This is a genomic window from Kribbella sp. NBC_01510 (assembly GCF_045040325.1).
Taxonomy (GTDB): Bacteria; Actinomycetota; Actinomycetes; order Propionibacteriales; family Kribbellaceae; genus Kribbella.
Genome location: NZ_CP109418.1, coordinates 6,322,353 through 6,339,580 on the forward strand (window position 1 = coordinate 6,322,353; position 17,228 = coordinate 6,339,580).

19 protein-coding genes are annotated in these 17,228 nt (G+C 69.5%); 11 read left to right on the forward strand and 8 right to left on the reverse strand.

The annotated features are described in order from the left end of the window. Positions 1-28: 28 nt before the first annotated feature. From OG558_RS31300 to OG558_RS31315, 4 genes are all read right to left on the reverse strand, one after another. The gene (locus tag OG558_RS31300) at positions 29-2,149 is read right to left on the reverse strand and encodes a 3-hydroxyacyl-CoA dehydrogenase NAD-binding domain-containing protein (protein WP_405066190.1); all 2,121 of its coding nucleotides are present in this window, start codon (positions 2,147-2,149) and stop codon (positions 29-31) included. Continuing rightward, positions 2,146-3,345, reverse strand: coding sequence for a thiolase family protein (locus tag OG558_RS31305; protein ID WP_405066191.1), 1,200 nt, complete (start codon positions 3,343-3,345; stop codon positions 2,146-2,148). The genes OG558_RS31300 and OG558_RS31305 overlap by 4 nt, the downstream gene beginning before the upstream one ends. Positions 3,346-3,433: 88 nt before the next feature. Beyond that, positions 3,434-3,781, reverse strand: a complete 348-nt coding sequence (locus OG558_RS31310; RefSeq protein WP_405066192.1) for a hypothetical protein — start codon at positions 3,779-3,781, stop codon at positions 3,434-3,436. Between the two features lie 10 nt (positions 3,782-3,791). Beyond that, the gene (locus tag OG558_RS31315; RefSeq protein WP_405066193.1) at positions 3,792-4,088 is read right to left on the reverse strand and encodes a hypothetical protein; all 297 of its coding nucleotides are present in this window, start codon (positions 4,086-4,088) and stop codon (positions 3,792-3,794) included. A 128-nt stretch (positions 4,089-4,216) separates the two neighbouring features. On the opposite strand from OG558_RS31315, the gene OG558_RS31320 reads away from it, so the two are divergent. From OG558_RS31320 to OG558_RS31345, 6 genes are all read left to right on the forward strand, one after another. Further along, complete coding sequence (locus OG558_RS31320) at positions 4,217-4,897, forward strand: hypothetical protein (protein ID WP_405066194.1); 681 nt, start codon at positions 4,217-4,219, stop codon at positions 4,895-4,897. 54 nt (positions 4,898-4,951) lie between these two features. Next, entirely contained in the window at positions 4,952-5,596 is a 645-nt protein-coding gene (locus OG558_RS31325) for a dienelactone hydrolase family protein (protein WP_405066195.1), read from the forward strand. Beyond that, complete coding sequence (locus tag OG558_RS31330) at positions 5,593-6,081, forward strand: glutathione peroxidase (RefSeq protein WP_405066196.1); 489 nt, start codon at positions 5,593-5,595, stop codon at positions 6,079-6,081. Before OG558_RS31325 ends, OG558_RS31330 begins: the two co-directional genes overlap by 4 nt. Before the next feature lie 154 nt (positions 6,082-6,235). Beyond that, a complete protein-coding gene (locus tag OG558_RS31335; protein WP_405072238.1) occupies positions 6,236-6,766 on the forward strand; it encodes a winged helix-turn-helix domain-containing protein in 531 nt (176 codons plus the stop codon). Continuing rightward, positions 6,763-8,001, forward strand: a complete 1,239-nt coding sequence (locus OG558_RS31340) for an MFS transporter (RefSeq protein WP_405066197.1) — start codon at positions 6,763-6,765, stop codon at positions 7,999-8,001. The genes OG558_RS31335 and OG558_RS31340 overlap by 4 nt, the downstream gene beginning before the upstream one ends. A 57-nt stretch (positions 8,002-8,058) precedes the next feature. Continuing rightward, complete coding sequence (locus tag OG558_RS31345) at positions 8,059-8,544, forward strand: VOC family protein (protein WP_405066198.1); 486 nt, start codon at positions 8,059-8,061, stop codon at positions 8,542-8,544. Here the strand turns inward: OG558_RS31345 and OG558_RS31350 are convergent, their stop codons facing one another. Beyond that, positions 8,545-9,813: a ribonuclease D gene (locus OG558_RS31350; RefSeq protein ID WP_405066199.1), complete on the reverse strand. Its 1,269-nt coding sequence runs from the start codon at positions 9,811-9,813 to the stop codon at positions 8,545-8,547. After that, positions 9,810-10,412: a DUF3000 domain-containing protein gene (locus tag OG558_RS31355; RefSeq protein WP_329478374.1), complete on the reverse strand. Its 603-nt coding sequence runs from the start codon at positions 10,410-10,412 to the stop codon at positions 9,810-9,812. Before OG558_RS31355 ends, OG558_RS31350 begins: the two co-directional genes overlap by 4 nt. Positions 10,413-10,640: 228 nt before the next feature. On the opposite strand from OG558_RS31355, the gene hemE reads away from it, so the two are divergent. Genes hemE through OG558_RS31380 form a run of 5 tightly spaced genes read left to right on the forward strand, consistent with a single transcriptional unit; the run spans position 10,641 to position 14,681 of the window. After that, a complete protein-coding gene (gene hemE, locus OG558_RS31360; RefSeq protein WP_405072239.1) occupies positions 10,641-11,705 on the forward strand; it encodes a uroporphyrinogen decarboxylase in 1,065 nt (354 codons plus the stop codon). Then, positions 11,692-12,198: a GNAT family N-acetyltransferase gene (locus OG558_RS31365; RefSeq protein ID WP_405066200.1), complete on the forward strand. Its 507-nt coding sequence runs from the start codon at positions 11,692-11,694 to the stop codon at positions 12,196-12,198. Before hemE ends, OG558_RS31365 begins: the two co-directional genes overlap by 14 nt. A 5-nt stretch (positions 12,199-12,203) precedes the next feature. Continuing rightward, entirely contained in the window at positions 12,204-13,604 is a 1,401-nt protein-coding gene (gene hemG, locus OG558_RS31370) for a protoporphyrinogen oxidase (protein ID WP_405072240.1), read from the forward strand. Further along, positions 13,601-14,299 carry a hydrogen peroxide-dependent heme synthase gene (gene hemQ / locus OG558_RS31375; protein ID WP_329478368.1) on the forward strand — a complete coding sequence of 233 codons (699 nt, stop codon included), beginning with the start codon at positions 13,601-13,603 and terminating at the stop codon, positions 14,297-14,299. Before hemG ends, hemQ begins: the two co-directional genes overlap by 4 nt. 4 nt (positions 14,300-14,303) lie before the next feature. Beyond that, positions 14,304-14,681, forward strand: a complete 378-nt coding sequence (locus OG558_RS31380) for a VOC family protein (protein ID WP_405066201.1) — start codon at positions 14,304-14,306, stop codon at positions 14,679-14,681. A 5-nt stretch (positions 14,682-14,686) separates the two neighbouring features. On the opposite strand, the gene OG558_RS31385 is transcribed toward OG558_RS31380, so the two are convergent. After that, the gene (locus OG558_RS31385) at positions 14,687-16,735 is read right to left on the reverse strand and encodes an AAA family ATPase (RefSeq protein ID WP_405066202.1); all 2,049 of its coding nucleotides are present in this window, start codon (positions 16,733-16,735) and stop codon (positions 14,687-14,689) included. Positions 16,736-16,778: 43 nt separating this feature from the next. Next, positions 16,779-17,195: a peptide-methionine (R)-S-oxide reductase MsrB gene (msrB, locus tag OG558_RS31390; RefSeq protein ID WP_405066203.1), complete on the reverse strand. Its 417-nt coding sequence runs from the start codon at positions 17,193-17,195 to the stop codon at positions 16,779-16,781. Positions 17,196-17,228: the final 33 nt, after the last annotated feature.

A 17,228-nucleotide genomic window follows, 5' to 3' on the forward strand; every position in this document is an offset into this window, starting at 1 on the left:
CCGCGCTTCGCTCGGGGGCGGGGCTGTTTCACGCGAGGCTGGCGATTCCCTTCGGGAGGAAGCGGATGCCGTTGACCTTTTCGGAGATGCCGGTGCGGTCGAGGTACGGGGTGATGCCGCCGAGGTGGAAGGGCCAGCCGGCGCCGAGGAGGAGGCAGAGGTCGATGTCCTGGGCTTCGGCGACCACGCCTTCGTCGAGCATGATCTTGATCTCCTCGGCCAGCGCGGCCAGCACTCGGGTGCGGAGCTCCTCGGGCGTCGACGGCTTGTCGCCGACCGTGACCAGCGCCTCGACCTCGGGGTCGACGACCGGCTTGCCCTCTGGCCACAGGTAGAACGAACTCTTGCCTACAGCAACGACCTTCGCCAGGTTCGCCGACACCGCGAACCGCTCCGGGTAAGTGCGGTTCATCGTCTCGGCCACGTGCAGCGCGACCGGCAGGCCGACCAGCTGCAGCAGCACGAACGGCGGCATCGGCAACCCCAGCGCCGACAACGCCTTGTCCGCCGCGGGGATCGGCGTACCCTCGTCGACCGCCGCGCTGACCTCGCCGAGGAAGCGCGTCAGCAGCCGGTTCACCACGAACGCCGGCGCGTCCTTCACCAGCACGCACGACTTCTTCAGCGTCTTGCCGACCGCGAACGCGGTCGCCAGCGACGCGTCGTCGGTCCGGTCGGCCCGGATGATCTCGAGTAGCGGCAGCACCGCGACCGGGTTGAAGAAGTGGAACCCGACGACCCGCTCCGGGTGCTCGAGGTCCGCGGCCAGCTCCGTCACCGACAGGGACGACGTGTTCGTGGCCAGGATCGCATTCGGCCGGATGATCTTCTCCAGGTCGGCGAAGATCGTCTTCTTCAGCTGCAGTTCCTCGAACACGGCCTCGATCACGAAGTCCGCGTCCGCGAACACGGCCCGGTCCACCGAGCCGGTGACGAGCGCCTTGAGCTGGTTCGCCTTGTCCGGCCGGATCCGGCCCTTGCCGAGCAGCTTGTCGATCTCACCGTGCACGTACCCGACCCCGCGGTCGACCCGCTCCTGGTCCAGGTCCGTGAGCACGACGGGAACCTCGAGGCGCCGTACGAACAACAACGCCAGCTGGCCCGCCATCAGGCCCGCGCCGACGACGCCGACCTTGCTGACCGGGCGGGCGAGCGACTTGTCCGGCGCACCGGCCGGCCGCTTGGCCCGCTTGTTCACCAGATCGAAGGCGTACAGGCCGCTGCGCAGCTCCTCGCTCATGATCAGATCGGCGAGCGCCTCGTCCTCGGCCGCAAAGGCGGAGTCGCGGTCCCACTTGTCACAGTCCTTCGCCGCCGCGATCAGGTCGAGCGCCCGGTACGGCGCCGGGGCCGCACCGCTGACCTTGAGATCGGCGAACCCCTTGCCTCGGGCAACGGCTGCGTCCCAGGCCTCGCCCCGGTCGATCTCCGGCCGCTCGACGACCACCGAGCCGGTGAGTACCTTGCTCGCCCAGATCAGCGACTGCTCCAGGAAGTCGGCCGAGTCCAGCAGGACGTCGCCGATGCCGAACTGCACGGCCTCCGGGCCGCTGAGCATCTTGTTCTGGTTCAGGGCGTTCTCGACCACGACCTTGACGGCCTTGTCGGCGCCGATCAGGTTCGGCAGCAGGAAGTTGCCGCCCCAGCCGGGGATGAGGCCGAGGAACACCTCGGGCGTCGCGAGCATCCCGGCCGCGGCGGAGACGGTCCGGTACGTCGCGTGCAGCGCGACCTCGAGCCCGCCACCCAGCGCGACGCCGTTGACGAACGCGAAGCTGGGCCTGCCGCCGTCGATCAGCTTGCGCATCACACCGTGGCCGATGCGGCCCAGGTTCAGCGCCTGCTCGCGATCGATCAGCTTCGGTATGCCGGTCAGGTCGGCGCCCGCGGCCAGGATGAACGGCTTGCCGGTGACGCCGATCGCGACGACCTCGTCCCGGGCCAGCGCCGCGTCGATCGCGGTGTTCAGCGAGGCCAGGCCCTTCGGTCCGAAGGTGTTCGGCTTGGTGTGGTCGTGCCCGTTGTCGAGCGTGATGAGAGCCATCGTGCCCGCTTTGTTCGGCAGCACGACGTCCCGCGAGTGCGCGAGCGTGACGAGCTCGTCGTCCGAGAGCGCGACAGCCGAGTCGATCAGTTCCTGCAGGCTCATGCGGCCGCACCTTCCCAATTGGGGTTCTCCCAGATGACCGTTCCACCCATGCCCAGGCCGACGCACATGGTGGTCAGGCCGTAGCGGACCTCGGGGCGCTGCTCGAACTGCTTGGCCAGCTGGTTCATCAGCCGGACGCCGGAGGACGCCAGTGGGTGGCCGTAGGCGATCGCGCCGCCGTACGGGTTGACCCGTGGGTCGTCGTCGGCGATGCCGTAGTGCTCCAGGAACGCGAGCACCTGGACGGCGAACGCCTCGTTCACCTCGAAGGCCTGGATGTCCTCGATCGTCAGCCCGGCCAGCTTGAGCGCCTTCTCGGTCGCGGGGATCGGGCCGACACCCATCACCTCGGGCTCGACGCCGGCGAAGCTGTACGAGACCAGCTTCATCTTCGGCGTCAGTCCGAGCTCGGCGGCGGCTTCCGCGGACGCGAGTACGCAGGCGGTGGCGCCGTCGTTGATGCCGGCGGAGTTGCCCGCAGTGACGCGACCGTGCGGACGGAACGGCGTCTTCAGCGTGGCGAGGTCCTCGACCGTGGTGCCCGGACGCATCGGCTCGTCGGTGCTGGCGTAGCCCCAGCCCTGCTCGGCCGACCTGGTCGCGATCGGAACCAGGTCCGGCTGGATGAGGTCGTTGGCGTACGCCTTGGCCGCCCGCTCCTGTGAGGCCGCCGCGAAGGCGTCGGCGCGCTGCTTGGTGATGCTGGGGAAGCGGTCGTGCAGGTTCTCCGCGGTCGACCCCATTACCAAGGCGGAGGTGTCGACCAGCTTCTCGGAGATGATCCGCGGGTTCGGGTCCACGCCCTCGCCCATCGGGTGCCGGCCCATGTGCTCGACGCCGCCGGCCACGACCACGTCGTACGCGCCGAAGGCGATGCCGGCCGCGGTGGTGGTGACGGCGGTCATCGCACCGGCGCACATCCGGTCGATCGCGTAGCCAGGAGTGGTGTTCGGCAGGCCGGCCAGCAGGGCCGCGGTCCGGCCGATGGTCAGGCCCTGGTCGCCGATCTGCGTGGTGGCCGCGATCGCGACCTCGTCCACCCGCTCCGGCGGGAGCTCCGGGTTCCGCCGCAGCAGCTCCCGGATGCACTTGATCACCAGGTCGTCGGCGCGCGTCTCGGCGTACTGGCCCTTGGCCTTGCCGAACGGGGTGCGAACGCCGTCGACGAACACGACATCGCGGATCTCACGGGGCACGAGGGCCCTCCTCTGGGGGTCGGGAAAGCTGACCCGATGCTACCCGTCGGTAACAGAACTCCCCAAGCACCCCCGCCTGTGCGGCTGCTCACAGGGCCAGGACGGCCGCCAGCACGGTGAAGAACAGGCCGACGACGAAGAACACCTGCTGGGCGCCGAGCGAGATGTCCGCGGCCAAGTGGTGCAGTTTCAGCGGCGCGTCGTCCTTCGGAGCCAGCGCGCCGGTCAGCTGGAACAGATGCATGACACCGAAAACGATCGAGAGCAGGAAGAGTCCCCAGCCGATCGCCATCAGCACCTTCGACAGCTGACCGGCGCCGGTTGCGAAGTCCTTGTAGAAGGTGATCGTCAGCGCCACGATCGCGGTGGACAAGGTGATGAGCTGCTTCGCGGCGTCCTGTGAAAAGTCGAAGGCCTTCGCCAGTCGGTCGTCCATCAGGCGGCCCTCAGCACCACGGCGACATCGGGCAGAACCAGCGCCGGATCGACCGCAGCGTGCTCGCGTCCATCACGTCGCCCTCGTGCAGGCCGCCGACCTCGCCGGCGCCGGCGACGATCGTCCGGGCGAGCGAGCGGGCCCCGTCCTCGGCCGCCGCCGCGTCCTCGCTCAGACCGTCGTCGATGATCGACTGTAAGTAGTCGACCGCCTCGTCGGTGAGCCGCATGCCCTCCTGTTGGACCTGGTCCAGCACGACGTCCCGGATGTAGTCACCGCGTGACTGCGTCGCCCCTCCACCGGACATTGGTTCCCCCCTCGGTTCGGTCGTCCAACCGTAGGCTGCGGCTTCGTCGGCTGCCAGATCTCGTAACCCGTGGCGCACGGCGTCGAATCGGCGCATGCTGGTGCCAGGTAGCTATGGGGAGCCGTTCTATGAACAACCTTGATCTCGCCGTACCGGTGCTGAGCCGGGGCAAGCACCGCAACCCGCGCAAGGGCGCATGCTTCATGGAGTTCGCGTCGTACCTGGCGGGGGAGCCCTGGTCGGATCACCCGGCCTGCACGCACCCGCTGCTGGCGGGCGTGGCCCGGGACGTCAACGACTGCACGACGGACAGCGGCCGGTCGCGGCTGGCTCCGCTGATCCCGTCGGTGATCGGCCTGACGCCCGACGACCCGCACGTCGTAGCACGGGTGACCGCGCGCTGCATCCAGCACGCGTTGCCGGTGGTCTCGCAGGAGCGTCAGTACATCCTGGCCGTCGCGTTGCTGGTGGGGGAGAAGCACCTGGCCGCGCTGGACAGGCGTCCGCTGGACGACCTCGAGCCGGACTCGCTCGCGGTGCTGGAGGCGGTGCCGTCCGCGACCAAGTGGGCGCGGTCCTTCACCTCGCGGGCCCACCGGGGTACGCCGGACTTCGCGCGCCGGACCGCACCACGTGCGGTGTCGTGCGCGGTCGAAGGGATCTCGCAGGCCTGCGTGCCGAACCCGGACGAACGCCTCTACAACCTGCTCACCGCGGCGATCGCGGAGTGCAAGGCGTGGATGCCGGCACCCGCACCGCTGCCCGTGCAAGAGATGCCCGTCCGCGAACAGCGCGTGGAAGTTCGGTAGGCGACCAGTAGGCTTCACTGTGTGACTTTGGAGATCGATACCGGTACAGGATTGATGCCAGTCCACGAGTGGGGTTCCACTGGCGATGACACGCCGGGGCTGCTGCTCCTCCAGGAGATCTTCGGGGTCTCCGACTACATCAAGCAGCGCGCTTCGGATCTGGCCGCGCTCGGGTACTACGTGATCGCGCCCGAGATCTACTGGCGGCTTGACGACACGTCCTTGGACGAGTCCGACCCCGAGTTGCTGCAGCGCGCCATGGGCATCGTGCAGCGGCTCGACTGGGGCCAGGCCGTCACGGACTCGGTCGCCGCGCTGGACTACCTGCGTGCCCGCGGCAAGGGCACCGGGGTCGTCGGCTTCTGCTTCGGTGGTGGGCTCGGATTCAACGTCGCCGCGGCATCGTCGCCGGACGTGCTGATCAGCTACTACGGCTCCTCGCTGCCGCAGCTGATCGACCTTGCGCCGAAGGTGACCGCGACCAGCCTGCACCACTTCGGCGACGCGGATACCTATCTCAAGGCCGACGCGGTCATCCCCGCGCTGGGCGATGCCGAGATCCATCGGTACGCCGAGGCCGGTCACGCGTTCGACAATCCCATGCCGGCCTTCCACCACGCGGACGCTTCCGAGCTGGCGTGGCGGCGTACCGTCGACTTCCTTGCCCGTCACCTCCCAACCTCCCAAGGACAAGCATGAGCCTCTACGACATCCCGCTGACGACTCTTTCCGGTGCATCGACCTCGCTCGGCGAGTACAAGGGCAAGGCCGTCCTCGTCGTGAACGTCGCGTCGAAGTGTGGCCTGACGCCGCAGTACGAGGGCCTGGAGAACCTGCAGAAGAAGTACGCCTCCCGTGGCTTCACCGTGCTCGGTGCCCCGTGCAACCAGTTCGGCGGGCAGGAGCCGGGGACGGCGGAGGAGATCGAGACCTTCTGCTCGACGACGTACGGCGTGAGCTTCCCGATGCTGGACAAGCTCGAGGTGAACGGCGACGGCCGCCACCCGCTCTACTCCGAGCTCACCCTGACCCCGGACGCCACCGGCGAGGCCGGCGACATCCAGTGGAACTTCGAGAAGTTCCTGATCGGCCCGGAAGGCACGGTCGCGGCCCGCTTCCGGCCGCGCACCGAGCCGGAGTCCGACGAGATCGTCACCGCGATCGAGACCCAGCTCCCGAACTAGTTCCCTGCTCACCCGCCCGCCGCGTCGTCGCGGCGGGCGTTCTATTTGTCCAGATTCTATTGCAACACTTCTTTCGAAAGAGTACTTTCGATGGGTGCCGACCCCGCATCGCCATCTCAGCGACCCACGTGAGCTCAACGCCCTTGCGCACCCTGTGCGGATGGCGATCGTCGAACTGCTGTCGATCAGCGGACCACTGACCGCGACCGAACTGGCCGACCGGCTCGACGAAACGCCGGCCAATTGCTCGTGGCACCTGCGCAAACTGGCGCAGCACGGGTTCGTGGAGGAGGCCGGGGGCGGAACGGGCCGGCAGCGACCGTGGCAGGTGCCAGGGCTCGGATTCGGTTGGGACGACGAGCACGCGTCGGGGTCGATCCAGGAGCGGCGGGCAGCGCAGGCCCTGTCCGAGGTGGTGATGAGCCGTGCGATGGACCGGCTGCGCGAGTTCCAGCAGCGCGCCCCGGAGGAGACCGAGGAATGGCGCAAGGCGCAGACCAGCAACGAGATGGTCGCCTGGCTGACCGCGGACGAGCTCAAGGAGATGAACGACGCGATCACTGCGGTGCTCGACCGCTATGTGGAGCGATTGACCGAACCGCAGCGGCGACCACCCGGCTCGCGGCTCTGCGAGTTCGTCGCGTGGGGCATACCGACGTACTTCCCGGGGGTCGAGCCGGCATGAGGAAGTTGTTCGCGCAGCCCGGCTTCCCTCGCCTCTTCGGCGGGCTGAGCACGTCGATGCTCGGCGACTCGGTGATGCTGCTGGTGCTGAGCATGTGGGTGAAGACGCTCACCGGCTCCAACGCGCTCGCCGGGCTGACCTTCTTCTTCATGGTGCTGCCGGCACTCGGCGCTCCGCTGCTCGGTGTCTGGGTCGACCGGCTGCCCCGCAAGTCGATCCTCGTCTGGGGGAACTTCGCCAGCGCGGCCGCGGTGCTCCCACTCGTGTTCGTGCGGGACGAGAACGACGTCTGGCTGATCTGGGTGGTCGCCTTCCTGTACGGCGTCTCGTTCGTCGTCCTGCCCGCCGCGGTCAACGGGCTGCTCAAGGAACTGCTTCCCGAAGACCTCCTCGTCAACGCCAACGCCAGCCTTGCCACGATCAAGGAGGGCTATCGGCTGTTCGGGCCGCTGGTCGGGGCGGCGATCTTCGCGACCGCGGGCGGCTGGCTGGTGGCGGTCGTCGACGCGGCGACGTTCGCCGTCGCCGGGCTGCTGATCGCGACGATCAAGGTGACCGAGGCCCCGGCGCCGGTCAAGAGCACTTTCCGGGAGGACCTCCTCGGTGGTGTCCGCTTCCTGGCCGGCGACCGGGTGCTCCGCCACGTCGTCGCCGGGCTCGCGATCTCCATCCTGGTCATCGGTTTCTTCGAGTCGTCGATCTACGCGCTGATGGACGCGTTCGACAAGCCAGCGACGTTCTCGGGCGTCTTCGTGACCTGCCAGGGCGTCGGTGCGGTCATCGGCGGCCTCACCGCGAGCTGGGCCGTACGCCGTCTCGGTGAAATCGCGACCTGTGCCGTCGGCCTGACCGCACTCGCTGTCGCCACTGTCGTCTGCGCCGCCGCGCCCACCATCGCCCTGGTCCTCGTCGGCGCAGGCATCTGCGGTCTCGGGCTGCCGTGGACCTTCGTCGCGTTCACGACGCTGATGCAGCGGCGCTCGCCGGGCCATCTGATCGGCCGGGTGTCGACCGCGGTCGAGGTGCTCATTTCCACCCCGCAGGCCATCTCGCTGGCTCTCGGCAGCCTGCTCGTCAGCCTGCTCAGCTACCGCCAGATCTTCGCCATCATCGCGACGGTGATCCTGCTCGGTGTACTCCAGATCGTCCTCACCTTGCCCGCTGAGATCCGCGGCGACCTGACGAGCGGCGACCGGCAGGAGGACGCCTTGAGCCTGGAAGGAATAGAGGACTAAAGGTGTCCTGTACTGCTTCTACGGTTGGGGTCAACCGACCGCGAAGGAGCAGGAATCATGACGACTGTCCCGCCGATCCCCGAGGGGTACCACACGGTGACCCCGTGGATCATCGGGCACGACACCGCCGGGCTGATGGAGTTCCTGGCCGCCGCGTTCGGCGCCGAGGATCTCGGTGGGCGGGTGGTCGACGAGCACGGGAACATCGGGCACGCGGAGATGCGGATCGGCGACTCGGTGGTGATGATGTTCGACAAGCCGGACTGGCCGCCGACGCCGGCGTTCCTGCGGCTCTATGTGCCGGACGTGGAGAGGGCCCTGAAGCAGGCGGTCGCGGCCGGCGGCACCGTGCTGACCGAGCCGACGCATCTGTTCTGGGGCGACATCGTCGCGCGGGTACACGACCCGTTCGGCAACCTGTACTGGCTGCAGACCCGCATCGAGGTCGTCGACGAGGCGGAGCTGGGTCGCCGGTTCGGGGACGAGAAGTTCACCAAGGCGCTGGACTACGTGCAGAGCTCGCTGGTCCGACCGGTCGGCTGATCAGTCCAGCGGTTTGGCGGGCGCGGCCTCGGAGGACATCGCGTCGGTCAGGGCCTCCCCGGTGAGGGCGATCTGCCAGCCGCGGGCGTGATGCTCACCCAGGAAGGTCGTCACCACGTCGAGGCTCAGGTCGGGCGGTGGCGACCAGGCCAGCCGCCGGATCGTGTCGGGGGAGAGCAGGTTCTCGGTCGGCAGCCGGTGGGCTTCGGCGATCTCCCCGACCGCGGCCCGCGCGGCGGACAATCGGGCCGCCGCATCCGGGTCCCGGTCGGCCCAGGCCCGCGCCGGCGGCGGACCGTCGTACCGGGGTCCTTGCTTGGGGAGCTCGGAGTCGGGGAGCCGGCGCGCGTGGTCGACCGCCTCCCACCAGGTCCGCATGTGGCGGTGTGCGCCGCGGCCCTTGAAGGCGGTCAGCTTCTGCAGCGTGTCCCGGTCCGCCGGCATCGCGGACGCGGCCTCGACGATCGCCGCGTCCGGCAGGATCCGGCCGGGGGAGATGTCCGCCGACTCGGCGATCTGGTCGCGGGCCTCCCACAACGCCCGTACGACGGCCAGACTCCGGCGATTGCGGACCCGGTGCATGCCGGACGTGCGGCGCCACGGGTCGGGCTTAGGTTCTCTGGGCGGCGCCTCGAGGATCGCGGCGAACTCCTGGTCGGCCCACTCCCACTTGCCCTCGCGACGCAGCTCCTGCTCGATCGCGTCGCGCAACTCGATCAGCATCTCCACGTCCAAGGCGGCGTACACCAGCCAGGGTGCGGGCAGCGGACGGGTCGACCAGTCGGCGGCGGAGTGCTCTTTGCGCATCCGGTAGCCGAGGACTTCGCTCACGAGTGAGGCCAGGCCGACCTTCGGGTATCCGAGCAGGCGGCCGGCCAGCTCGGTGTCGAACACCTTCCGCGGCACCATCCCGACCTCGGCCAGGCAGGCCAGATCCTGGTTGGCGGCATGGATGATCCACTCGCTGTCGACGATCGCGTCACCGAGCGCGGACAGGTCGCCGAACGGGATCGGGTCGATCAGTGCGGAGCCGGCGCCCTCGCGGCGCAGCTGGACCAGATACGCGCGGTGTGAGTAGCGGTAGCCGGACGCGCGTTCGGCGTCGACGGCGACCGGGCCGGTGCCGTTCCGGAACGCGTCGACCACCTCGGTCAGTGCGGGTTCGGTGTCGATGACGTCCGACAGCCCATCACGGAGCTCGAGCAGCGGCAGGTGCGCGGTCGGGTCGTCCGGGACGGGCGTCGGCTGCTGGGTCTCGGCTGGGCTCATCGGCCCCGCTGTCCGCGCCGGGTCGGCATCGCGACCACCCCCGGCGGCACCGGCGGCAGGCCGGCCGCCGTGCAGAGCACCTCGCCCCACGCCTCGGCGTGCCGAGTCACGTCCACTACGCCTCCAGGTCCCGGCACCGGGCTCCAGGACGCGCGGATCTCGATCTCCGCCGTCGCGTCGTCGTCGGCCATGCCGCCGAAGCTTTCCGATACCACCCTGGTGACGGTACCGCTCGGGGCCAGGAAGTCGGCGCCCCGGTCGGCCAGCGCCTCCATCAGCCAGGTCCAGCCCACGCCGCCGAGCAGCGCGTCGGTCACCATCTCCGGCTCGACGGCGGCGCGCACGTACGCGACACAGCGGAAGGTCGACTGCCAGGCGTCGTTCCCGTCCGGGTCGTAGAGGATGACGAGGCGGCCGGTGGCGACATCGTCACCGTCGACCGTCACGTCGGCGCTGACCGCGGCCGCGTGCGGAGCGATCCGCTGCGGCGCGGGCATCTCCTCGACGAATACCTCGGGCCGGAACCGGGCACCGCGTAGTTGCGTCACGGCCTCGGCGAACTCGGCGGGTGGCGCGTCGACCTGCTTGCGGGCACCCATGCTTGGCAGCCTACGACTGATTACTCACCGACGCTGGTCTCGACGCGCCGGTAACAGGCCGTGCCATCGGCCGCGCCTCCGGCGCGGCGTGGTCATGGGGCCTTGGCTCCCGGCCTTCCCTCGTCGCTCCAGTCGCTTCGCTCCCTGCGCTCCTCAGTCCAGTCCGGCAGGCCCCATGACCGCCCTGTGAGGGCGTCGACGACAGCGTGGGATCATCGCTCTGTGCCCCTGACAGACAATTCGTCGACCGCCCGTTCTTCCTTCCTGCTCGCTGCCCGGGGCGAGCCGGCACCACACACCCCGGTCTGGTTCATGCGGCAGGCCGGCCGCGCGCTGCCCGAGTATCGCGCGGCCCGCGAGGGGACCACGATGCTCGAGTCCTGTATGCGTCCTGACCTCGTCGTCGAGATAACGCTGCAGCCGGTACGCCGTTACGGCGTCGACGCGGCGGTCTTCTACTCCGACATCGTGCTCCCGCTGAAGTCGGTCGGCTTCGACATCGAGATCAAGCCGGGCGTGGGCCCGGTGGTCGCCGACCCGGTCCGGGACCTGGCCGGCCTGGAGACCGTCCGCCCGGTCACCCCGGCGGACGTGCCCTACATCACCGACTCGGTGAAGCAACTCGTCTCAGAGCTCGGCGGCACCCCGCTGATCGGCTTCGCGGGCGCTCCGTTCACGGTCGCGTCGTACCTGGTCGAAGGTGGGCCGAGCAAGGACCACGTCAAGACCAAGGCGCTCATGTACGGCGACTCGTCGCTGTGGCACGCGTTGGCGGACCGGCTGGCCGACGTCGCGATCGCGTACCTCTCGGTGCAGGTCGAGGCGGGCGCGTCCGCGATCCAGCTGTTCGACTCCTGGGCGGGCGCGCTGTCACCGCGTGACTACGAGCGGTTCGTCCTGCCGCACTCCGCGAAGGTCTTCGACGCGCTCGCGTCGTACGGCGTACCCCGGATCCACTTCGGGGTGAACACGGGCGAGCTGCTCGGCCTGATGAGCGCGGCCGGCGCCGACGTCGTCGGGGTCGACTGGCGCGTGCCGCTGGACGAGGCGGTACGGCGGATCACCGCGGCCGGCGCCGGTCCGAAGCCGGTGCAGGGCAACCTGGACCCGGCCCTGCTCTTCGCGGGATGGCACGCCCTCGAGCCCGAGATCGACCGGATCCTCGCCGAGGGGCAGGCGGCTCCCGGGCACATCTTCAACCTCGGCCACGGCGTCCCGCCGGACGCCGACCCCGAGGTCCTGACGCGCATCGCCAAGTACGTCCAAGCGAAGTCCGCCCGTGTACCTGCCTGACCACGAGGTGACGCTGGAGCGTCTCACCGCCGCGCACGCCGACGCCGTCCTCGCGTTCGAGCTGGAGAACCGCGAGTACTTCGCCGCGTGGGTGTGGGACCGCGGTGACGACTACTTCACGTCCTTCGAGGCCATTCACGCGGCCCGCCTGGCCGAGCAGGAGGCCGGGGTCTGCCAGTTCCACGTCCTGGTGGACAAGTCCGGTGCGGTGGTCGGCAGGGTGAACCTGGTCGACCTCGAGAACGGGTCGGCTGAGCTCGGCTATCGGATCGCGGAGAAGGCCGGCGGCAAGGGACTCGCCACGGCCGCGGTGCGCGCGGTCATCGAGCTCGCTGCGTCGGAGTACAGGCTCACGAGGCTGTGGGCGGGGGCATCGGACCGCAACCCCGCGTCGCAGGCGATCTTGACGCGGGCAGGCTTCCGGCCGATCGGCAAGTCGAACACGGACCTGGGACCAGGGACGAGGTACGAATTGATGCTGGAGGAAGCTTGAGCCGGGTGGTTGTGGTTGGTGGCGGGATCAGCGGGCTGGCGGCTGCGTATGCGCTGGCGACCGGGCCGAATCCTCCACAGATCACCGTGCTCGAGGGGTCGCCGCGGCTCGGGGGCAAGCTCGCGGGTGATCAGGTCGAGGGTGTGCCGGTCGATCTGGGCGCCGAGTCGGTGCTGGCCCGGCGGCCGGAGGCGGTCGACCTGATCCGCGCGATCGGGCTCGGCGACGACCTGGTGCATCCGGCCACGACCTCCGCCGGGCTGTGGGTCGGTGACCGGATCCGGGCGATCCCGCCGACCATCATGGGTGTCCCGATCGATCCGGCGGCGACTGTCGACGTACTCGGCTCAGCTGCGGCCGAGGCGGTGGCACATGAGGCGGAGTTGCCGGCGCCGGCGCTGACCGAGGACGTTGCGATCGGGCGATTTGTCGCCGACCGGATGGGGTCGGCGGTGACGGACAAGCTGATCGATCCGCTGCTGGGCGGGGTGTATGCCGGCAGGGCCGAGGAGATCTCGCTGGCGGCCGCGGTGCCAGAGCTCTACGCGAAGCTGCGGACCGCGCCGAGCCTGCTCGCGGCGACCGCCGAGCTTCGGGAGGCGGGGCAGCGTCGGGCCGGCCAGCCGGTGTTCGCGGGCGTCGTGGGCGGGATCAACCGGATCATCGAGGCGCTGGAGAAGGATCTGACGGCTCGTGGTGTCGAGATCCGGCGCAAGCTCGCCGTACGGCGGATTACGCGGACGCCGGCCGGTTACGCGCTGGAGGCCGGGCCGGTCCCGGCCCCGACTCTGATCGAGGCGGACGCCGTGATCATCGCCGTACCGGCGACCCCCGCGGCCCGGATGCTGGCGGACCTGGTGCCTGCGGCATCGACCGAGCTGGCGACGATCGAGTACGCCAGCATGGCGATCGTGACGCTGGCGGTCCGGAAGCAGGACTGGCCGGCCGGAGCCACCGGGTCCGGGTTCCTCGTGCCGTCGGTGGAAGGGCGGACGATCAAGGCGTCGACGTACTCACACGCCAAGTGGGAGTGGTCGGGGGAGGCCGGAGGCGAGCTGGCCGTACTGCGTGCCTCGGTCGGGCGGCTCGGTGAGGAGTACGTGCTGCAGCGGTCCGATGAGGAGCTGGTCGCACTGGCCGCCGCGGACCTCGGGCGTGCGATCGGGTTGCACGCGCCTGTGGTCGGGTCCCTGGTGACCCGGTGGGGTGGTGGGCTTCCGCAGTACGCCGTGGGGCATCTGGACCGCGTTGACCGGGTGGAGGCGGCCGTGGCGGCGGAGCCCGGGCTGGCTGTCTGCGGAGCGGCGTACCGGGGTGTGGGGATCGCTGCCTGTGTGGCGTCAGGTGCTAAAGCAGCCACCCGGGTGCAGGCTCACTTGGCGACAGTGGGGACAATGGCTCCGTGACAGAGAAGCCGAAAGCTCGCGAACTCAACAATGTGATCCGGTACACCCTGTGGTCGGTCTTCAAGGTGGAGACGCCGCTGGGTGATGCGGACCGGGACGAGCTGACCGCTGAGCTGTCTGATCTGCTGGCGAAACTGCGGGCCGACGACGACGTGGTGATCCGCGGAATGTACGACGTCGAAGGATTCCGGGCGGACGCCGACTTCATGATCTGGTGGCACGCGCCGACGTCGGACGCGCTGCAGAAGGCGTACCACGCGCTGCGGCGGTCGCGGCTCGGGCGGCACCTGGCGCCGATCTGGTCGCAGTTCGCGCTGCACCGGCCGGCCGAGTTCAACAAGAGCCACATCCCGGCGTTCCTGGCCGACGAGGAGCCGCGGGCGTACGTCTGCGTGTACCCGTTCGTGCGGTCGTACGAGTGGTACCTGCTGCCGGACGAGGAGCGGCGGTTCATGCTGGCCGAGCACGGCAAGATGGCGCGCACCTACCCGGACGTGCGGGCGAACACGGTGGCGTCGTTCGCGCTCGGGGACTACGAGTGGATGCTGGCGTTCGAGGCCGACGAGCTGCACCGGATGGTCGACCTGATGCGTGACCTGCGGGCCTCGACGGCGCGGCGGCACGTCCGCGAGGAGGTCCCGTTCTACACGGGCAAGCGGACCGAGCTCGGCGAGCTGGTCGCCAACCTGGCGTAAGCCGGTGCACCGCAAAGCGTTCCCGGTGCTCTACGTGAGCAACGTGCGCCGGTCCGTCGACTTCTACGCGCTGCTCGGCTACGAGCCGACGTACCAGTTCCCGCTGGAGGGTGACCCGCACTACGTCGGCCTCGAACGCGGCGATTCCTCACTGGGCCTCTCGGACGCGAGCTGGCCCGAGGCCCAGCTGGGCATCACGGTCGGTGCGGCGCCCCGTTTCGAGCTCTTCGTGTACGTCGACGACGTCGACGCCGAGGTGGAGTCGTTCCGGGCCGCAGGGCACAGGGTCCTGCAGGAGCCGGCGACCATGCCCTGGGGCGAGCGCCAGGCCTACATCGCCGACCCCGAGGGCAATCCGGTCGCCCTCGCCACACCGATCTAGGCGACTCAGGTCCCCGGCTTCTGGAAGAGGTAGTCCTCGGCGCGCATCGACGTCGGGGGCTTGATGTCCTCCGGGAGCAGCTCGCGCAGATCGCGCTCGGTCAGGCTGTCCGGGTCGTACGCCGACAGCCGGGTGGCCTGGTTGGAGATGGCCTCTTCGAGCACGTTCCGGATGAACCGGCCGTTGCCGAAGTTGTGGGCCCGGGGAGCCGGCGGGATGACCGCGCGGAGCGCATCCAGCACGTCGCCGGTGTAGATCATGCCGTTCAGCCGGGCCTGCAGCTCGAAGATGGCGACGAGCTGGTTGGTGTCGTACTCGCTGAAGGACAACAGCTTGGGAAACCGCGACGCCAGCCCGGTGTTGGACTCCATGAACCGCTGCATCTCGCGGTGGTATCCGGCGACGATCACGATGCACTCGTCGCGATGGTCCTCCATCAACTTGAGGATGGTGGCCACGGCCTCGAGGCCGAAGTCACCCGGGCTGTTCTCCGGGACCAGCGTGTAGGCCTCGTCGACGAACAGCACCCCGCCGAGCGCCTCGCGGAACTTCGCCGCGGTCAGCGGCGCGGTGGTGCCGACGCTGGAACCGACCAGGTCGGACCGGTCGACCTCGACCACGTGGCCCTTCTCGAGTACGCCGAGCTGCTTGTAGACCCGGCTGAGCAACCGGGCGATCGTGGTCTTGGCGGTGCCGGGCTTGCCGACGAACACCATGTGCCGGGCCCGCTCGTGACTCGGCAGACCGAGCTCCTTGCGGCGCAGGTTGGTCTTGACCTCGGCCACCATCCGGCGGACCGCGTCCTTGATCGAGTCCAGCCCGATCAGCGCGTCCAGCTCGGCCATCGGGTTGTCGGTGTAGTCCACCGGCTCCGGCACGGCCAGCATCTCCGGCTCCGCCCGGACCTCGGCAACTTGGGCGGGCTGGGGCTCGACCTCGACGACGGGTTCGACCCCGGGCTCGACGGCAGGCTGCTGCTCCGGTTCGGCCTCGCGCACCGGAGCCGGCGGGTTCGGCGTACTGGAAACGGCGTCCTGCCGGGGTTCACGGAAGAAGGCGCTTAGGTCCGGCACCTGCAGCTCCGGCCACGGTGCCCCCGCGAGTACGTCGGCCAGATGGACCGAGACCCGGGTAGCCGCCGCAGCCCAGGACCGCGCGAGCCCCTGCTGGTCGCGGCGCACCGCGCGGGCCAGCCAGTCGGTGTTGGCGGCCAGCCAGGTGTGCGCGTCGAAGCCGGCCTTGAGGTCGGCGAGGGCGTTCACGACGTCCCAGCCGGCGCCGCCCAGGATCTGGCCGACGGCCGGGGGCAGGCCGTCGAGCCCGGTAGCCAGAATCATCCGGGCCAGCAGCTGCGCGAAGTCTCCGGCTTCGTCGTCGGGGACTTCCATCACGAGCTTGGCGTGCGTGTCCCGGAGCGTGCTGAGCGAGTAGTACAGGGCAGACGCGGTGCCCGCCAGCTCCGGGAGCACCAACCGCTGGTCATGGCTGAGTACGGCGGTCCGCCAGAACTGAGCGATCGTCTCGTAGTCGGCGGCGGTGTGCATGCGGGTGAGATCGCGGTCCCAGAGCACCCGATCGAACGCGCTGGTCAGGGCCCGGGCGCGGCTCGCCATCGGGGGCGCGTCGACGAAGAGGCTCACGACGTCCCGGGACAGCTGCAGCGCCTGCCGGCGAGCGTCTTCGCGGAAACCGCGAGCGCCGGACACCAGCTGCAGCGGCCAGTCGGCGTCCGCGACCCGGATCAGGTGACCGGCCCCGCCGTACCGGACCGGCGACCGGTGGAAGTCCCGGGTCAGTACGGCGGAGATGTCGGCGTACTCGCCGTGGAGCACCGGGATCCAGCCGGTCAGGAGTGGGGCGACCTGGTGGGTGAACCACACCGCGGCCGGCGTTCCTTCGACGAACTCCGGGAAGGCGACCGGCCGCAATGTGCCCGGATCCTCACCCCACGCCCGCAGCCGGTCACGCACACCGGCCAGCCAATCGTCCGGCACCTCCCAAGGCTGGTCGGCCCCAAGAGCATCGAGAACGCGAGGTCCCAAGTCGTCAGCCACGCTGGCCAACTTTAGTGTGTCAGCGGCCGACGGCCCGCCAGCTTCAGGCGGGTTGCAGGGTGAGGCTGATGCTGTTGATGCAGTAGCGGAGGTCGGTCGGGGTCTCGTAGCCCTCGCCTTCGAAGACGTGGCCGAGGTGAGAGCCGCAGTTGGCGCAGCGGACCTCGACGCGCTTCATGCCGAGGGCGCTGTCCTCGATGTACTGGACCCGGTCCTCGGCCAGCGGGGCGAAGAAGGACGGCCAGCCGCAGTGCGAGTCGAACTTGTTCTCGCTGCGGAACAGTTCCGCGTCGCAGGCCCGGCACTTGTACACGCCGACGGTCTTCGTGTCGGTGTACTCACCGGTGTACGGCCGCTCGGTCCCGGCCTTGCGCAGTACCTGGAATTCGGCGGGGGAGAGCTGCGCCTTCCACTCCGCGTCGGACTTGGTTACGGCGTACTGCTTGGTGTCATCTGTCACGACTCCAGTATCGGCGCCCGGGCAAGGAAAACC

Excerpts from the sequence above, each read along its gene's own strand:
- OG558_RS31300 (WP_405066190.1), bottom strand. The coding sequence starts at position 2,149 with ATGAGCCTGCAGGAACTGATCGACTCGGCTGTCGCGCTCTCGGACGAC.
- OG558_RS31310 (WP_405066192.1), bottom strand. The coding sequence starts at position 3,781 with ATGGACGACCGACTGGCGAAGGCCTTCGACTTTTCACAGGACGCCGCG.
- OG558_RS31315 (WP_405066193.1), bottom strand. The coding sequence starts at position 4,088 with ATGTCCGGTGGAGGGGCGACGCAGTCACGCGGTGACTACATCCGGGAC.
- OG558_RS31320 (WP_405066194.1), top strand. The coding sequence starts at position 4,217 with ATGAACAACCTTGATCTCGCCGTACCGGTGCTGAGCCGGGGCAAGCAC.
- OG558_RS31325 (WP_405066195.1), top strand. The coding sequence starts at position 4,952 with ATGCCAGTCCACGAGTGGGGTTCCACTGGCGATGACACGCCGGGGCTG.
- OG558_RS31330 (WP_405066196.1), top strand. The coding sequence starts at position 5,593 with ATGAGCCTCTACGACATCCCGCTGACGACTCTTTCCGGTGCATCGACC.
- OG558_RS31340 (WP_405066197.1), top strand. The coding sequence starts at position 6,763 with ATGAGGAAGTTGTTCGCGCAGCCCGGCTTCCCTCGCCTCTTCGGCGGG.
- OG558_RS31345 (WP_405066198.1), top strand. The coding sequence starts at position 8,059 with ATGACGACTGTCCCGCCGATCCCCGAGGGGTACCACACGGTGACCCCG.
- OG558_RS31350 (WP_405066199.1), bottom strand. The coding sequence starts at position 9,813 with ATGAGCCCAGCCGAGACCCAGCAGCCGACGCCCGTCCCGGACGACCCG.
- OG558_RS31355 (WP_329478374.1), bottom strand. The coding sequence starts at position 10,412 with ATGGGTGCCCGCAAGCAGGTCGACGCGCCACCCGCCGAGTTCGCCGAG.